The organism is Mesorhizobium newzealandense (genome assembly GCF_042682145.1).
GTDB lineage: Bacteria > Pseudomonadota > Alphaproteobacteria > Rhizobiales > Rhizobiaceae > Mesorhizobium > Mesorhizobium newzealandense.
Window position 1 is genome coordinate 333,105 of sequence record NZ_JBHUGZ010000001.1, and the last position, 14,035, is coordinate 347,139.

At 59.9% G+C, this 14,035-nt stretch carries 12 protein-coding genes; 3 read left to right on the plus strand and 9 right to left on the minus strand.

Annotated elements, in window-relative coordinates; translation table 11 throughout:
* Nucleotides 1–349: 349 nt before the first annotated feature.
* Nucleotides 350–1,771, plus strand: a complete 1,422-nt coding sequence (locus ACFSOZ_RS01515; RefSeq protein WP_379092708.1) for a glutamate-1-semialdehyde 2,1-aminomutase — start codon at nucleotides 350–352, stop codon at nucleotides 1,769–1,771.
* A 215-nt stretch (nucleotides 1,772–1,986) separates the two neighbouring features.
* On the opposite strand, the gene ACFSOZ_RS01520 is transcribed toward ACFSOZ_RS01515, so the two are convergent.
* The 4 genes from ACFSOZ_RS01520 to ACFSOZ_RS01535 all read right to left on the minus strand — a co-directional run bounded on the left by ACFSOZ_RS01520 (nucleotide 1,987) and on the right by ACFSOZ_RS01535 (nucleotide 5,204).
* Complete coding sequence (locus tag ACFSOZ_RS01520) at nucleotides 1,987–2,265, minus strand: hypothetical protein (RefSeq protein ID WP_379092710.1); 279 nt, start codon at nucleotides 2,263–2,265, stop codon at nucleotides 1,987–1,989.
* Nucleotides 2,266–2,446: 181 nt separating this feature from the next.
* Entirely contained in the window at nucleotides 2,447–3,100 is a 654-nt protein-coding gene (locus ACFSOZ_RS01525; RefSeq protein WP_379092713.1) for a PIG-L deacetylase family protein, read from the minus strand.
* Nucleotides 3,097–3,912 (minus strand): sugar phosphate nucleotidyltransferase, encoded by an 816-nt coding sequence (locus ACFSOZ_RS01530; RefSeq protein WP_379092716.1) that lies wholly within the window; start codon nucleotides 3,910–3,912, stop codon nucleotides 3,097–3,099. The genes ACFSOZ_RS01525 and ACFSOZ_RS01530 overlap by 4 nt, the downstream gene beginning before the upstream one ends.
* A complete protein-coding gene (locus ACFSOZ_RS01535) occupies nucleotides 3,909–5,204 on the minus strand; it encodes a methyltransferase domain-containing protein (protein ID WP_379092719.1) in 1,296 nt (431 codons plus the stop codon). Before ACFSOZ_RS01535 ends, ACFSOZ_RS01530 begins: the two co-directional genes overlap by 4 nt.
* A 343-nt stretch (nucleotides 5,205–5,547) precedes the next feature.
* Between ACFSOZ_RS01535 and rfbC the strand changes: the two genes are divergently transcribed.
* Nucleotides 5,548–6,099, plus strand: a complete 552-nt coding sequence (gene rfbC, locus ACFSOZ_RS01540) for a dTDP-4-dehydrorhamnose 3,5-epimerase (protein ID WP_379092722.1) — start codon at nucleotides 5,548–5,550, stop codon at nucleotides 6,097–6,099.
* Here rfbC and ACFSOZ_RS01545 read toward each other — a convergent pair.
* The 3 genes from ACFSOZ_RS01545 to ACFSOZ_RS01555 form a co-directional block, all read right to left on the minus strand.
* The gene (locus ACFSOZ_RS01545; RefSeq protein WP_379092725.1) at nucleotides 6,094–7,413 is read right to left on the minus strand and encodes a DUF4910 domain-containing protein; all 1,320 of its coding nucleotides are present in this window, start codon (nucleotides 7,411–7,413) and stop codon (nucleotides 6,094–6,096) included. The genes rfbC and ACFSOZ_RS01545 overlap by 6 nt on opposite strands.
* A 5-nt stretch (nucleotides 7,414–7,418) precedes the next feature.
* Nucleotides 7,419–8,480: an NAD-dependent epimerase/dehydratase family protein gene (locus ACFSOZ_RS01550; protein ID WP_379092728.1), complete on the minus strand. Its 1,062-nt coding sequence runs from the start codon at nucleotides 8,478–8,480 to the stop codon at nucleotides 7,419–7,421.
* Nucleotides 8,481–8,749: 269 nt separating this feature from the next.
* Nucleotides 8,750–9,796 carry a glycosyltransferase family 8 protein gene (locus ACFSOZ_RS01555; protein WP_379092731.1) on the minus strand — a complete coding sequence of 349 codons (1,047 nt, stop codon included), beginning with the start codon at nucleotides 9,794–9,796 and terminating at the stop codon, nucleotides 8,750–8,752.
* A gap of 194 nt (nucleotides 9,797–9,990) precedes the next feature.
* Here ACFSOZ_RS01555 and ACFSOZ_RS01560 point away from each other — a divergent pair, with 194 nt between their 5' ends.
* Nucleotides 9,991–10,989, plus strand: a complete 999-nt coding sequence (locus ACFSOZ_RS01560) for a glycosyltransferase family 2 protein (protein WP_379092734.1) — start codon at nucleotides 9,991–9,993, stop codon at nucleotides 10,987–10,989.
* Between the two features lie 407 nt (nucleotides 10,990–11,396).
* Here ACFSOZ_RS01560 and ACFSOZ_RS01565 read toward each other — a convergent pair whose 3' ends face one another.
* Both ACFSOZ_RS01565 and ACFSOZ_RS01570 read right to left on the minus strand, forming a co-directional pair.
* The gene (locus ACFSOZ_RS01565; protein WP_379092737.1) at nucleotides 11,397–12,569 is read right to left on the minus strand and encodes a polysaccharide pyruvyl transferase family protein; all 1,173 of its coding nucleotides are present in this window, start codon (nucleotides 12,567–12,569) and stop codon (nucleotides 11,397–11,399) included.
* Between the two features lie 122 nt (nucleotides 12,570–12,691).
* Entirely contained in the window at nucleotides 12,692–14,032 is a 1,341-nt protein-coding gene (locus ACFSOZ_RS01570; protein ID WP_379092740.1) for a glycoside hydrolase family 140 protein, read from the minus strand.
* Nucleotides 14,033–14,035 lie beyond the last annotated feature (3 nt).

The window sequence follows — 14,035 nt, forward strand, 5'->3', positions numbered from 1 at the left end:
AGCGGGTCGTATTTGTACCGCACTACACATTCATTCAATGAAGGTCGATTGATTTCCGTTGCCGCGAATGGCATCGGGGCCGCCCGAGACACACGGCCGCCCTGCGACGCGATTCGTTGCCCCGAACTCCTGACAGTGTGCCGCAGGTGGATATTTACGGAGTGCTCCGCAACGCCTGGACCCGTAGCGATGATCTATTTCTGTAGCACCTGAAAAGCTGTTCCATTTGCTCGATATCAAAGTCAGTGCCCGCCTATGTATCCACCATAAGTGCTAACCGATGACCTTATGGAGAACGCGAAATCCTGAACCGAGCATGTAGACTTGCTGCCGGAATGGAGTGGTCGGCATGTCTGAGCAAAGCCTTCGTTTTCGCAAATCCGTCCGCCTGCAGGAACGCGGCCGTGAATTGATCCCGGGCGGTAGCCACACCTACGCAAAAGGCGAAGACCAGTATCCCGTCCTCGCGCCGGGCTTCATCGAGCGTGGGCTGGGATGCCATGTCTGGGACGTCGATGGGAACGAGTACATCGAATTCGGCATGGGCAACCGTTCCGTCGGGCTGGGGCACGCCTACCCGACCGTGGTCAGAGCGGTGGAGACGGCCCTCCAAGGTGGATCCAATTTCACGCGGCCCGCCAGGATCGAGGTCGACTGCGCCGAGACGTTCCTGGAGCTCATCGGCGCGCAGATGGTGAAGTTCTGCAAGGACGGATCGGATGCGACTTCGGGAGCCGTTCGCCTTGCCCGCGCTTACACGGGTCGCGATCTCGTTGCCTGCTGCGCCGACCATCCCTTCTTTTCGACAGACGATTGGTTCATCGGGACCACACCGATGAATGCCGGAATTCCGGAGGCGGTCCGAAAGCTCACCGTCACTTTCCGGTACAACGACATTGCCAGCGTAAAGGATTTGTTCGACAGGCACCCCGGCAAGCTGGCCGCCCTGATCCTCGAGCCTTCCCGCGGCGACGATCCGGTGGACGGATTCCTGCATGAGGTCCAGCGTCTCTGCAGGGAAAAGGGCGCACTGCTCATTCTCGACGAGATGATCACCGGGTTCAGATGGCATGCGGCCGGGGCGCAGAAGCTCTATGGCATAGAACCGGACTTGTCGACATTCGGCAAGGCGCTTGGTAATGGGTTTTCGGTCTCGGCCCTGGCGGGAAAACGCGAATACATGCGGCTCGGCGGCCTCGAGCATACGGACCGCCCAAGGGTGTTTCTGCTGTCGACCACGCACGGCGCGGAGACCCATGCGCTTGCGGCAGCGATCGCGACCATGCGGACTTACCAGAACGAGTCCGTGATCGAGCACCTGCACCGTCAGGGGACGAAACTGAGGAAGGGGATCGCAGAGGCTGCTCGACGGCATGGGGTGGATGGGCACTTCAAGGTTGTCGGCCGTCCCTGCTGTCTGGCATATGCCACGCTCGATCCCAACGGCAAGCCGTCGCAGGCATACCGCTCGCTGTTCCTCCAAGAGACGATCAGGCGTGGAGTGCTCATGCCGTCTCTCGTCGTCAGTTACACCCACGACGACGCGGCCGTCATGAAGACGATAGAGGCCGTCGACGGTGCACTGGCGGTGTATGCGCAGGCCCTGGAATCGGGAACGAGCCGTTTCTTGGTAGGCCGCCCCACGCAGGTTGTCTTCCGCCGTTTTAACAATAGCGATGGCCGAGCTGAAATGACGACTCCAGAGAACCCTCAAGCCGCGAATAATGCGACCATGGGGCAATCTGAAACCCGGCTCGCGGCAACATCTTGACGCCACGAAGGCGTTGCTTTCTCGTTCTCTTGCATCAAAGAAGGACCGTATACGGCAACCCTGCATTATCTTCGCATGGGGCCATGGGACAGGATCTCACTTCGGTTGCTGAAACAGCACGGCTGTCAAAGCCCTTCAGGCGAGGGAGGTACAAGGCACGGGCCGAAAGCCATCGCTGGCTTGCACAGGCGCCTTGCTGCCGCGGAAGCCGCTGATCAATCTGCAGTGGGAACAGGCTCGGGGAAGGTGTAAATGCCCACCCATCTAACGGCTTCCTCGATCGTATCGAAGTTCTTGTGCTGCCCGCTCAGCAGCCCGAAGCCTGTCTCTAGGAACCATTTGCCTTTCGTGGAGTAGGCTTCCTCGTCGATCCGGGTAAGGACGGCGACCAATTGGTCGGATTTCCACACCAGAACCCCGGATTCTCCGCCCTCGACCGTTCCGATCCGAGCTTCACTGAAAGAGAATTCAGGCGCAATGTTTGCATTGCCCATTTTGATAAAAATCCCTTCAACTTCAAAATGGATGACAGAAAAGGCAGACAGGAAAAGCCGGTGTTTTTCACCCAGCGGCAGCGAATTTAGTAACAGATCGCCCGGTCAGTGCAACTCCCTTTCACCCGTTTCATTCGGTCATCCACCGTTCGTTTCCTGGCGAGAAAATACGGGCAAACCGCTACAGAATTTTGGCCTTTCGAAGCGTGAAGGCCTCGGCAAAATGCTCGGGCGCCCGGCATTCCATCCCGCGCAACCGCGCAAGCCCGGCGAATGTCTCCCGGTCGAACCAGTCCTTGGAGCGTTGCGTCCCGAAGTGGTCTTGGAGGAGTTCGATCTTGCGTTCCAGCACCTTGGCCGTAAGCGGCACGTAGGCATTGGGTTGGCAAAGATCGCCGTCCCATTTCGGAATCTCGTATTCGAGCACTAGGTGATCGCGGAAGACGTTCCAGGTCAGTTGGTTGACCTCCCGGTGGTCCTGATGGGCATCGAACCTGGCGTGGGTTAACACCACGTCGGGATGAACCCGCGATCTTACATCGATCAGCCACTGCTTTATCGATCGGCTATGGGTGGGGAAGTAGCTGTCTTCGAAATCCGCAACGTCGACCGTGGACGAGCGCGCGCCTTCGAGGAAGGCCTCGGCCGAAGCCCTGGCTTCTGCCGACCGCTGGCCAGCTGCGCTCAGCACGCACCAGTGGACGTCCAGTTTGACCCCCGACGCGATCAGGCCGAGTATCGTGCCTCCCGCCCCGATCTCAATGTCGTCGGAATGGGCGCCAAGGCAGAGAATCGAGAGTTCCTCGCCGCGACGTGCGAGGCCAAGTCCCCTCATGATGCAGCCATTACCATGCTGCGCCTGATTTTCTCTGCGGTGACCCTCCTATTCCAGGGCATGTCACCCTTTTCGACCATGTCTTCGAGCGATTGCCAATCACGCAGAGTGTCCATCGAACGCCAGAACCCGTCGTGCTTGTACGCCATCAGCATGTTGTCATCGATCAATCGCTTGAACGGTTCGAGAACGAGTTCCTCGCCGTCACGCATGTAGTCGAAGATTTCGGGACGGAACACGAAGTACCCGCCGTTGATCCAGATCTCGGACGTCTCCGTCGTACGGAACTCGCGCACGCGACCGTCTTCAGCGATGTCGGCCAAGTGGTATGTCAACGGCGCGCGCACGGCGAGGAAGCAGGCGATTTTGCCGCTGGCCTCGAACTTCGCGATCACATCGTCGAGGTCGACATTGGTCAGGCCATCGGAGTAGTTGGCCAGAAACATCTTCTCGTTCTTGACGTGATCCTTCGCAGCCCAGAGGCGTTCTCCGATGTTGCGCCAGATGCCCGTATCGAGCAGGGTGATGCTCCAGTCCTTGACCGTGTCACCGAGCAGCTTCACGTCCTGGCCTCCGTGCGTAACCACGCAATCGGAAAAGGTCTGTGGCCGGGTGTTCAGGAAAAAATCCTTGATGACGTTGGCCTTGTAGCCCAGGCACAGCACGAATTCGTCATGCCCGTAATCGCTATACCACTGCATGACGTGGCGCAGAATCGGCTGGTGGCCGAGCGGAATCATCGGCTTCGGTATGCTTTCGGAATAGTCGCGGATCCGGGTCCCGCGGCCGCCGCAGAAAAGGACGACTTTCATCTCCGTAACTCCGATGGATCGAGCACTGTCACGAAAGGAATTGGCACCACGAATTTCGCGCCCCAGGCGGCGACATGATGCATCTGCTGAATGATCTCGTCCTTCAGGTTCCACGGAAGGATCAGGATGTAGTCTGGCTTGGCCTGGTCGATCGCGTCGATGGGCTTGATCGGGATGTGCATGCCCGGCGTGTAGCGGCCGTGCTTGTAAGGATTGCGGTCCACCGTGAAGTCGAGGAAGTCGGTGCCGATGGCGCAGTAGTTGAGCAGCGTGTTGCCCTTGCCAGGCGCGCCGTAACCGCAAATCGTCTTGCCCTCGTCTTTGGCCGCAATCAGGAACGCGAGGAGGTCGCGCTTCGCGCGCCGCGCTTTGTAGCCGAAAGAGGTGTAGGTCGTCACTTCCGCAAGCCCATGCCTCTTTTCGCGGTCTAGGAGTTCGACGATACTGTCATCCGTGGCCCAGCTGCTGCCTTCGTTGGCAAGATAGACACGCAGCGAGCCGCCATGGGTGGGCAGCTCCTCGACGTCGATCAACCGCAGCCCGTGGCGGGCCGCCATCAGGTCGATCGTCAGCAGTGAGAAATATGAAAAATGCTCGTGGTAGATGGTGTCGAACTGGTTCTCCGTCATCAGCCGCTCGACGTGCGGGAACTCGAGAGTGACTACGCCCTCTGGTTTGAGCAGGATTTTTATTCCCGCGACGAAGTCGTTGAGGTCGGGCACCTGCGCCAGGACGTTGTTGCCAATGATTAGATCGGCGCGGAGTCCTTCGGCCACCATCTGAAGTGCCAGCCGCACCCCGAAGAAGTCGACCCGGGTGGGCACGCCCTTCTCGACCGCAGCGCGCGCAACGTTGGCCGCCGGCTCGACGCCAAGCACGGGAACGCCGAGCGGCAGGAAGTGCTGCAGCAGGTAACCGTCATTGCTTGCGAGTTCCACCGCGAAGCTGTGGGCGCCAAGCCCAAGTCGCTGCGTGATCGCCCCGCAATAAGCTTTCGCGTGGGCCACCCAACTTGTCGAGAAGGAAGAGAAGTAGGCGTATTCGCTGAAGATGGTCTCGGGGCTCACATACTCCTTGAGCTGCACCAGGTAGCAGCTGTGGCAGACCAGGACATTGAGCGGATAATAGAGTTCCATCTGGTCAAGCTGGTCTGCCTGCAGGAAGCTCTCGCAAGGAGGCGACATGCCTAGGTCGACCAGGGTGTGACGCAGGCGAGATCCGCACAGCCTGCAGCTGACATTCCGGCGTGCCGTGTTTTGGTCGCGAGCGATTTCGACGGCCTGAATATTCAATTCCTTACTCCTGTCGCGCTGGATTGAAAAACGGAGACGCAGTGGCCCGACGATGAACCTGTGCCCGCCACGCCTCCGTATGGAGTGCAACGCAGGTTAGGACGGGGCGCGCCCCGAGTTCGATTTGCCAATCCGTTGTGTGCCTTAATCCTTATAGGGAAACGGCGGGGGCAATGACTCCGCAAAGCCCCCGAACGGGGTAATGCGGTCGGCCCGGCATACCGCGATCGGAGAAGCCACCTAAGGCTTAGGTAGCTCTTCCAGCCCGAGCACGCGGTGCCGACAATCGCACTGCCGATCCTTGCCCGACTACTGGGCCCGGCTACTGGGGATTTAGGGAGACATGCAGTTTACCGAAACGGAGCTGAAGGGCGTCTGGCTGATAGAGCCGGCGCCGGTGGTTGACGATCGCGGTTCCTTCACCCGCCTATTCTGTGAAAAAGAGATGGCCGATTGCGGGCTGGCGACACGCTTTGTCCAGCACAGCCGCGCACATTCGGTCAAAAAGGGAACACTCCGGGGGTTGCACTTCCAGGACGACCCCTACGCCGAGGTGAAGCTCGTATCCTGTGTCCGCGGCGCGATTTTCGATGTCGTCGTGGATCTGCGCCCGAACTCGCCGACACGCCACCGCTGGCTGGGCTTCGAGCTGACGCCCTCGAACATGAGGCAGGTCTACATACCCGCCGGGTTCGCCCACGGGCTCCAGACCCTTACGGACGATGCCGAGGTCGCGTATCTCATATCGCAGTTCTATACGCCCCATGCGTCGACGGGTGTCCGCTACAACGACCCTGCCTTTTCGATAGCCTGGCCCTTGATGCCGACGGCGATGTCGGAAAGGGACAGGACGTGGCCGTTGCTCAAGCAGCGAACGGCCGCTGCAGCCTTATGAAGCCGCGGCCAGCAGACCGTGATCCGACAGCAATCTCGCGGCAGCGGCCAATTCCCTGAATGGCAGACCCGAGCGTTCCGCCATCGAGAGCAGCGAATGCTGGCCGTCGGCCAGATTGAGCACCCAAAGCAGGGACATCGAGGTTGCACCCGAAGACGCCTGCCCGCCCAGGGCGGCGTAGAGGCCGCGCCTGCCGAGTTGTGGTTCGCCCCTGGGAGAGAGGTTCAACGGCGTCCAATCCTCTTCGACGATGTCGATCACGTCGGTCAGGATGCGGAAGGAATCCTCCAGGTGCTCCGGCTTGATGAAGTCGAGATTGTCAGCCGACGTGTGGTATTCGGGGAAGGTGCCGTGGACGCTCCGCTGGAACATGCCGACCGGAAGATTGAAGCCCGGCGAACAATACTGCCTCTCGTCATAGCCATAAGGGGAGAAATCCATCAACTTTGCCCCGGCTTCACGCCCCAGCACGTGAGCCATGGCGCGATCGATGAAGGCGTCGCCACGGCGGCTGCGCTTGTATGCAGGGCTTCCCGCGTCCCCCACGCATGACAGCACCAGACCGTGGTCGATGAGATGTGTCCGGTCCTCGTTGCGAGACAGCCACGCGATCGAACCGATCGTGCCCGGAGCGAACAGGAAGCGGTAGCTGTATCGTGTTTTTCTTGCCTTCAGGCTTTGCGCAAGGGTTGCCAGCAGGGCCAGGCCGGAACAGTTGTCGTTGGCCAATGACGGATGGCAGATGTGCGCCGAAAGAAGGAATTCCCGCTCGGTCTGCCCGCAGTGCAGGTATTCGCCGTAAGTGAGGCTGCCGTCCTTGAGTTCGGCATCGATCTCCACGCGATAGAGACCGTCGGGCATTTTGGCCACACGGTCGTAGGCTACGCAAAAGCCCCATGTCGGGGCATAGTAGCTGGTGCGGTAGGGGATCACATGCGGCTGTTCAGGCAAGGTATGGATATGCGCCTTCAACTCGTTGAGCGGCAGGATCCCCTTGAAGGGTACGCTGTAGTTGACGACGTGCAGGTTGGAGTCGGCAAAATCCACGACCGTTTGCCCGTCCGGGCCTGTGATGCTGGCCGAGCGGATGTTCCATTCCTTTGGAACAGTCCAGTCGAGAACCTGCGTCCCGGTAGGCAGCTCATGCCGTTCCAGGTCAACGTGCCCCGACAGGATATCCAGCGTTCGTCGTACACCGTCTCCGGTGATGCTCCTGCAAATCGGGAAGAGACGTTCGGCCAAGGCATAGATTTCGTGGCCGACGCCGGTGGAAGACGGGGGCGGGCCGAGTCCCTCGGGGGTTATGTGTTCCATTGCGGTTAACCCGCCGCTGCCTCCAGCTTTCGCGAAGGTTCAGTGACCCGCATCCGCCCATCCAGAAGCCGGTTGGCCAGAAGATACCGGATGTGGCCGATACGCTGGAAGCGCGGCCCCTCGAATTCCTCGAGAGTGACATTCGACTTGCCGTAGGCTCGGTAAAGCTGCTCGGCACCCCTGCGCGCATCCCACTGCGGCTTGAAGGCAGGAAGAGCGCGCGCGATCTTGCCAAAGTCGACCCGGTAGGACCGCTTGTCGGGCCCGGCATCCGACGCGAATTCAAGCCGGCATCCCGGCACGACCTCGGCGACGATTTCGGCTATGTCGCGGATCCTGTAGTTGTGATCCGTGCGTCCCACATTGAAGGCTTCGTTGTGGATGGTCTCGCGCGGTGCTTCCAGTCCGGCGATGAACGCCCTGGAGATGTCCTCGATGTGGACGATCGGCCGCCATGGCGTCCCGTCCGACTTCAGGAGGATCACGCCTTTCGTAACAGCCCAGGCGACCAGATTGTTCAGCACGATGTCGAAGCGGAGCCGGGGCGACACGCCGTAGGCCGTGGCGGGCCTGAAATAGGTGGGTGAGAAGCTGCTGTCGGCCAATTCGGAAATATCCCGCTCCGAAAGCACCTTCGACCAGCCATAGGGCGTGACCGGGTTCAACTCGCCCGTTTCGTCGACCATCCCCTCGCCCGCCTGTCCGTAATTGCTGCACGACGAGGCGAAGAGGAAGCGCGAGACGCCAGCCTCCTTGGCCGCCTTCGCGAAACGAACGCTGCCCTTGTGGTTGATCTCGTAGGTGATGTCCGGATCGAGATCGGAGAGCGGGTCGTTGGAAAGAGCCGCCAGGTGGATGACGGCATCGACCCCTTCGAGGTCGCGCGCATGCACGTCTCTGACGTCCTTTTGGATGGACGGGATGGAAGCCTGCTCTCCGCCCGAAGCAAAGGTGCAGCGCCGGTAGAGATCGCTGTCGTAACCTGTCACCGAATGCCCCGCGCGGAGCAGCATAGGCACCATCACCGAGCCGATATAGCCTTGATGGCCGGTTACCATGACTTTCATCGCACACCTTTTCTCAAGCGGATATGATCGCGCAGAGGCTACTTGGGCTGAAAACAGTGAGGGAGAACGCCAATAGGCGATCAGGATGCCCCGTTGGACGAAGCCTTGCCGCCCGCTACCTCTTTGGGGTGGTGCGCGCCTAATCCTTTCGGCGACTTTCCGTCAGAGGTCCGTCGAGAGCAGGAATCCATCCTAGGCTGCGAGACTCTCCTCGATAGGCAGGTCGGCAGTCAAACGCGACTCTCGCGTGCGCCCGATGTCCTGAGGTTCTAGCGGTGCGCGTGGTGCGCTTCACCCAGCAATGCATCGACCGTGCCGCCCTCGAATTCCAGGGTTCCCACGTCGGCAATAGCCTGCTGAGCCAGAGCGTGCTCATATACCGCGATCTCCTTGCGCCGCCTCACCTTGTTGACGAGATACGAGATGCCGTAGTCGTAAACCCATCCGGGGCCGGGAAGGCCTGTTTCTCTGCTGATCGCGCGCAGCAACGCATATTCCCTTGGATCGCACGTGCGGGCGCGCACGGGAAGGAATTTTCTGGGCCCGGTGTAGTGCCTAACCGTGGCCGTCCGCCAAGCGTGCGTGTGGAGGGCGCACTTCTGCACGTTGAGCGAAATGGGCAGCAGAAGGGTGTCGGAATCGAAAGTCATGTTGAAGACGCATTGGTCGTGCGTCGGGCACGCACCCAGGTACGGGCAGTGATCGAGGTGTTGTTCGAGGTTTTCCGAAAATCGCCTTTCCGCTTCCGTCTCCCGCCACTTGCGGGAGTTGATCAGCATCAGGCCGGAATTGAAGTAACGGGGGGACAGGCCGTATACGCTGCACCGATCGAAAATCAGGGGGTCGTCGATGCCCGTGCCGATCGAAAGGTCGAGGCAGACAGCGGCGATCTCACTGAACCCGGCGGCCTGTTCGCAGTGAAGGTCGCCGAACGCGAGCATGTCTCCGTCCAGATAGAGCACATAGTCGTAGGCTTTAGAGAGCTCCCCGATCGCATACTCCTTGAGAAGGGCCGTTTCGGTAATGTGCCGATGCTTGCCCGGCCGTTCCCTGATCTCTAAGGCTGGTCGCGCAAAGGGGGCATCTAGCACGTGGATCGTGTGGTTGTGCGACGCCAGGAAATCCTTGAAACGGGTGGGCAGGTCTTTGCGGTAGCCGACCTGGAAGAAGTGAAAATCCAGCGGGCGGCTGTGGCTGCGGGCGAACGAGGCCAGGGAATAGAGGGTTATGTCATGATAGTTCGAATCGCAAAGGTAGGCGGCTGCAATCCTTGTTCGGGAAGGCCCTGAGGAAGCAGCGTTCGCATGGATCAACATGGAGCTGGCATCTTTTCATTGTCCGTCCATTGATCGCATTTCTCCCGGGCAGGCAAAAGCTGGCAGAAGGAATTAGGCGCGCGAGATCGGACGTAACCCGTTTGGGGGTTCGGTCATCCAAAAATGGCAGGTTCCGGCTACCCCTGTTTCGTGGCACACCAAGATCGTCACGTCGGGCACTGGACACTACGCGAATGCCTAAGATCGACATAGCCATCCCCTGCTACAATCACGGGCGATTCCTCCGGCAATGCCTTGCCAGTGTACTCGGCCAGGGAGCGGAGATGCGCGTCCTCATCATCGACAACGCGTCAACGGACGGTAGCGAAGAGACCGCGCGCCGCATCGCAGCTGAGGATAGCCGTGTCGAGTTGCTCCTGCGGGAACGGAACATGGGTCCCCACGCTTCATTCAATTCAGGCATCAATTGGGCGGAAAGCGAGTATTTCATGATCCTTTGTGCCGACGATCTCCTTGCTCCGGGCTGCCTGGGGCGGGCTCTGTCGGTGTTGGAAGCCAAAACCTGCGTGGCTCTTGCCTACGGGGGCCAGGTCATCTGGGAGGAACCGAGTCCGTGTCCCGTCCCAGCGGCTGTTGGCGGCGCAATCCACACTAGCCTTGTCACCGGACAACAACTTGCAGAGACATTGTCGATGCCGCACGCGCCAATCGGAACCGGTTCCTTTGTCGTCAGAACGTCAGTCCAGAAGCACGTCGGATACTATCGCCCGGAGTTACACTACACGGACGACCTGGAAATGCTGATGCGGCTTGTGTCTCTCGGCGGTGCGGCAAAAATAGACGCGATACAGGGAATACGCAGGAGACACGGCGACAACATCTCGGCAGACTATTGGGGAAACTGGAAACGCGAACTTCAGGAACTCTTGGCAGCCTTTGAAAGTTTTTTTGCCAACGAGGGGTCCGCCTACCCCTGGGGAGCCGAAATGCGGAGAAGGGTAAGACGCAACATCGCGCACCGCGCCTATTGGGCTGGCGTCTCGCACCGCCTGCGAGGCAAAGGCCAAGGCGCGGCCGAACTTCTGCAGTTTGCGTGGTCGATCGAACCAGCCACAAGATTCATGCCGCCCGTTTCCTACCTGTGGCGGGTCGAAAACGTTGGACACCTAATAGCACATCGGATGCACGAAATCGCAGCGACAAACGCAGCAAAGCTGTTTCCCAATCGCTGATTGTCGGCGTTCGCACAAAGTTACGCCGAAGTAGCTCTCGTTGATCTGGACGGCTCTTACGTTGAGCAGAAGCGGCGCCAGCCGCGACCAACGCATCTGCCACTTTTGCACATGCGTTGATTGACGGGTTGGTTGACCGTGGACTCCACATGGACCCGATCCCCTTCGCGCCAATGGGTCGCGTAGTCAGCCAAGGGTCCAATGTTGCGGTAGACATATCCTTGGAACTCTTGGAATTTCCTGTAGAGCTTGTCGATTCTGGCGGTGCTTGTCCGGGCGCGTCTGAGGTTGATCCCGTCCGGATTGGTCGTCGAGGGCGAAGACGCGAACCGTGGTGATGGCGCGCGGCGGAGAGTTTCAATGCTGACGTTGACAACCCATGTCGGGGCCCCAGGACAGAGCGTGCTTCATCCGATCACGCTGGAAAGAAGGCAGGCGTCTTGCCTCTCGATCTGTTCCTTGAATTCGGCAAGCCGCTCACTGATTCCCTGTTCGTGTTTTCCCCGGGCTGCCGTCAGCCGCGAAAATTGCGCGACCAGCGTTTCGACATCGAAGCGTTCGACATGTTGGCAGTACTCGCCCAGGCCCATTTCCTCCATCAGCACGTCGTTCTTCCTGGCATAGCTAAGCGAGATGGTCGGCTTGCACATCTTCAATGCGCAGACAATGTTGTGGAAACGTGTGGCGACGACGATGTCGGTAAGCGCCATCTGCCCCATCACGTCGCCAAGCGAATGGACCTGTCCATGCGACAGCTTTGAGTCGGGCCTCAGGTTCCTCACGGCTGCCAGAAGCGCTTCGACGGCGACGCTGTCTTCGTCATCGCCTGTAAGAAGCCGGACATCGTGCCCGCTATCCAAGAGATAGACGACGAAATTTGCCAGCTTGCCGACGTAGCGGGAAAAGATCGACTGGCCGCCGTCGGCAAAGCCGTACCAGCCACGGTAGGCCATGACGCCGACCCCCACCCTCAGCGCGTCCGGCAGAGTCCGGGGAAACGGAATTGGCGCGGGCAGGCCGAAGGCGAGGTCTGGATAGATCGCGTCTCCGCGGGTGTCGAAGCCGACACTCTCCATGAATTCCCTGGATTGGAGGTCGCGGTAGGACCGGTAGTGCGCCAGTCGGGCCGCCGACGTCATCAAAAGGCGGCTCAGCCGGTTCCTGATTGGCCCTGCCCCGATGCTGACAAAGGCAATGCGCGTCCCAGCGAGCCGGGCGGCGAGGCACCATTTCAGGATGTCGTAAGGCATGCCTGCCGGCCTTTCCCCGAAATCGTCCAGGATTCCGGTCCCCGGGAAGATCATCACATCAGCCTTGCGAACGTGGCTGAACGCCCGCGCGAAATCGGCGAGTTTTCCTGGGATTTTCAAGAGCAACCGGTTGACCTTTCCGGACAGGCCGCTTGCCGGGCCATTCCGGCGGATCGGCAAGGTCTCGATCCCGAACGTCTGTTTGACGACCTCGGGCTCCCTGCAGACGCATGAAAGTTCCGCCTCGGGCCTCTCTCTCCTCAGAAATCCGACCATCGCTTCTAGCGAACCCTCGTTGCCGAGGTTGCCGCTGCCAAAGAGTCCGAACAAGGCTATCCTTTGAGGCGCACGGCGCACGACCGTGCGGTGCCCGCTTGGACTACCGGATGCCGCCTTGATTGCGTCGGGGGTCGCGAAGGTGTCAAAGCTTTCGGCGGCGTCATTCCTGATGGTCATTGGCTTTGAACCGGCAGTGAATGGAGTTCCAGGATCCAATCGGCATGATTGCCTTTTGGCGGCTCGAAATACCGGACATCCGCGGAAAACGGGGACCCAGGAGCCGCCTCGCTCCCTCCGGTGGAAGGATCGACCCAGCGAGCCGAGACATGCGGCCCGGCGAGCTTTGCAAGGTCGAGGGTAATGCCCCTCCCGTTAGGAAGATAGACGACCGCGAGCGACCCTCCTGTTGTCCGCGCGGACATTGTCCGGGCATGGTAATTGCCCTGTCCTCCGATTAGGAAATCGTTCCCGGTATCAGGCTCCAGCTCCCACCATTTGATCGACGAAAAATATTCATGGAGAACCTGCATGCTCCTTGCCCCTGGACTGTCGAGGGCCTTTTGCCAGGACATTTCCACTGGCCAGAGGCCTGGCCCGCCGAAATGCCAGATCGGATTGTTTCCGAACAGGTGTCCAAAAGCCCCGGAAAGAATCGCCTGGTAGGCCTGCGCGCGCAGGCGGCGCGTGTCCGCACCGTGCTCGTTTTCGTAGGCACTCTCAATCAAGAAATAAGGCATGTCGCCTGCGTGCTGGACAAGGGCCGCCGCATGGACTGGCTCGTAGGTGTAGACATTGTTTATGGAGAGCCACGGTTCGCCTCGCCAGTAGTCTAGAGCCGCCGTTTCGGGCGCGTTGTGGGCAGTTTGCAGGGCTTCCGGGTCGGTTTCCCGGATACCCTCGGCGACCGCGCTGACCAAGCTCTTATCCGGCGGATTATAGTCGCCCCCATTGACCCACATGATGTTGTCGAAGTGTCGATACCGTCGTCCGACAAAGCGTCCGTACGCCTCAAGCCTCTCTGCCCCTGCGGCCGCCATTTCCTGATACCAACCGTCACCGCCGCCGCCATATCCAAGATATGCCGGGGCGAGCAGCACCAGGAAACCAAGCTCGCATGCCCTTTGCAGGATGCGGTCGGCATGGGCGAAATATGCCTCGTTCGGAACGACGAAATCTCCGTTGTCGGCGAATGGTCTTTCACTATATGCGTTTGCAGGCGCGTTTCGGGAGAACCGGTGCTCGAGAAGGTTGATCAGCACGGTGTTGAACCCGCGAGCCTTGCGGTCGTCCAGGTAGAGGTATGCTTCCTCTTCCTCGAGATCGGCGATCAGCGACCACGCCGTGTCGCCATGCATGAAGAACGGACGACCTCCCTTGTCGGTCGGATAGTGCTTTCCGGATTCGACCCGCAGCGGAAACTGGGTCCCGCTGTCGCTTTCGCAGGCCGGACTTCCCGTCGACATGGCCGCAAGAAGGATGGTGGCAATGAGAGCTGAGGCGAGGCGCACTGCCATGAT

What these genes read in the sequence shown, in the direction of transcription:
- ACFSOZ_RS01570 (WP_379092740.1), bottom strand. Translation starts at nt 14,032, where the DNA reads ATGGCAGTGCGCCTCGCCTCAGCTCTCATTGCCACCATCCTTCTTGCG.
- ACFSOZ_RS01520 (WP_379092710.1), bottom strand. Translation starts at nt 2,265, where the DNA reads ATGGGCAATGCAAACATTGCGCCTGAATTCTCTTTCAGTGAAGCTCGG.
- ACFSOZ_RS01560 (WP_379092734.1), top strand. Translation starts at nt 9,991, where the DNA reads ATGCCTAAGATCGACATAGCCATCCCCTGCTACAATCACGGGCGATTC.
- ACFSOZ_RS01530 (WP_379092716.1), bottom strand. Translation starts at nt 3,912, where the DNA reads ATGAAAGTCGTCCTTTTCTGCGGCGGCCGCGGGACCCGGATCCGCGAC.
- ACFSOZ_RS01555 (WP_379092731.1), bottom strand. Translation starts at nt 9,796, where the DNA reads ATGTTGATCCATGCGAACGCTGCTTCCTCAGGGCCTTCCCGAACAAGG.
- rfbC (WP_379092722.1), top strand. Translation starts at nt 5,548, where the DNA reads ATGCAGTTTACCGAAACGGAGCTGAAGGGCGTCTGGCTGATAGAGCCG.
- ACFSOZ_RS01525 (WP_379092713.1), bottom strand. Translation starts at nt 3,100, where the DNA reads ATGAGGGGACTTGGCCTCGCACGTCGCGGCGAGGAACTCTCGATTCTC.
- ACFSOZ_RS01515 (WP_379092708.1), top strand. Translation starts at nt 350, where the DNA reads ATGTCTGAGCAAAGCCTTCGTTTTCGCAAATCCGTCCGCCTGCAGGAA.
- ACFSOZ_RS01545 (WP_379092725.1), bottom strand. Translation starts at nt 7,413, where the DNA reads ATGGAACACATAACCCCCGAGGGACTCGGCCCGCCCCCGTCTTCCACC.
- ACFSOZ_RS01550 (WP_379092728.1), bottom strand. Translation starts at nt 8,480, where the DNA reads ATGAAAGTCATGGTAACCGGCCATCAAGGCTATATCGGCTCGGTGATG.